Genomic DNA, 1,255 nt, shown 5'->3' with positions numbered 1-1,255 from the left:
CTGAACAAGGCGGGCGAGACGACGTGGAAAGCCAGATATGAAGCCTTTGGCAAGGCGCGGATAGACCATGCTTCGACGGCGCAAATCAACCTGAGGCTGCCAGGCCAGTACTTTGATGCGGAAACGGGGCTGCACCAGAACTGGAACCGGGACTATGCGCCGGGCATTGGCAGGTATGTGCAGGCGGATCCGTTGGGCATATTCGGGGGAATGAATGTTTACCAGTATGCCTATGGGAATCCGTTGGTTTATTATGACCCTTATGGACTGTTTGGATGGAGCAGTATGCCACCATTGCCGCAAGGTCTGGTGGATTTTTCAGCTGGATTTGGAGATTCATTGTCTTTTGGAGTGACTCGTTTTATTAGAACGACAGCAAATATTGGATCGATTAATTATTGCTCTTCTTCATATAGGATGGGGGAGGGAGCGGCAGTAACTATGAATATTGTGTTTGGGGGAGCGCATTTGGGTCGCAATGCCATATATCAAATGGGGAAAAAAGGAGGCTTGCGTATTAGCTTTATGAGAGGATTCAAAAGGTTGAAATTTGATAATCGGCAATGGGGATCTGTCAGGGATAGTTGGAGCAAAGCAGCAGGTCATGGTAAACGTTGGCTCGACGCTAATAATCAAAGCCTGCATCACTGGCTTATTCCTCAACGGGCCAAGAATATTGATATTGGGATTATTAATGCTGGATTCAACTATTTACCATTAACGGCTGGGTTTAATAGCTGGATGAATGGAAGTACAAATGCAAGACTGTTTGTTGAATATATGCTTAAAGCCAATATTGGAGGAATCTATGGGGCGTCTCCGACTGCATTGTTAATGAACTGCTCATGTTAGGTGATTTCATGAAAGATGAACAAAAAACTTATGAATCCAAAAAAAGAGTAAAAAGTGGCTCGGAGTTGGTGTTAATTCTCTGGGGTATCTCATTGGTGGCTTGGATACTGGATATGCCACAAGGTGCAAAAGTGATATTTTATTTTTCCATTTATTTTTTTATAATGGTTGCATTAGAGGTGTTTAATATGAAATATTCTGCCAAATCTAAAAATGACAAGTCAAATTAAGCATTTACGACGCCGCAGGCAACCGCCTGAGCAGCGCCCACCAGGCCGGAGCGTGGACCTACAACGAAGCCAACCAGTTGCTGCAATACCCCCGGGCGCTCGACGAAAACGCCCCCGCGCAGCAAAGCCAAACCGAACAAGTCAGCGCCAGCTACAACGCGCTGGGCCACCTC

General features: G+C 46.1%; 2 protein-coding genes. Both read left to right on the top strand.

Features of this window, described 5'->3' with window-relative positions; translation table 11 throughout:
* Positions 1 to 852 (top strand): RHS repeat domain-containing protein (locus tag QB898_RS13045; RefSeq protein ID WP_279525295.1); only part of this gene is annotated, 852 nt, incomplete at its 5' end.
* 8 nt (positions 853 to 860) lie between these two features.
* Positions 861 to 1,082 (top strand): hypothetical protein, encoded by a 222-nt coding sequence (locus QB898_RS13040; RefSeq protein ID WP_279525294.1) that lies wholly within the window; start codon positions 861 to 863, stop codon positions 1,080 to 1,082.
* Positions 1,083 to 1,255: the final 173 nt, after the last annotated feature.

The sequence above is a fragment of the Ottowia cancrivicina genome (assembly GCF_029813755.1).
In the GTDB taxonomy this organism is placed as follows: Bacteria; Pseudomonadota; Gammaproteobacteria; order Burkholderiales; family Burkholderiaceae_C; genus Ottowia; species Ottowia massiliensis.
The sequence above is the reverse complement of the archived record's forward strand: the minus strand, read 5'-3'. Positions and strand labels throughout refer to the sequence as shown.

Bases quoted from the DNA above. Each gene is read 5' to 3' on its own strand.
- QB898_RS13040 (WP_279525294.1), top strand. From the start codon at position 861: ATGAAAGATGAACAAAAAACTTATGAATCCAAAAAAAGAGTAAAAAGT.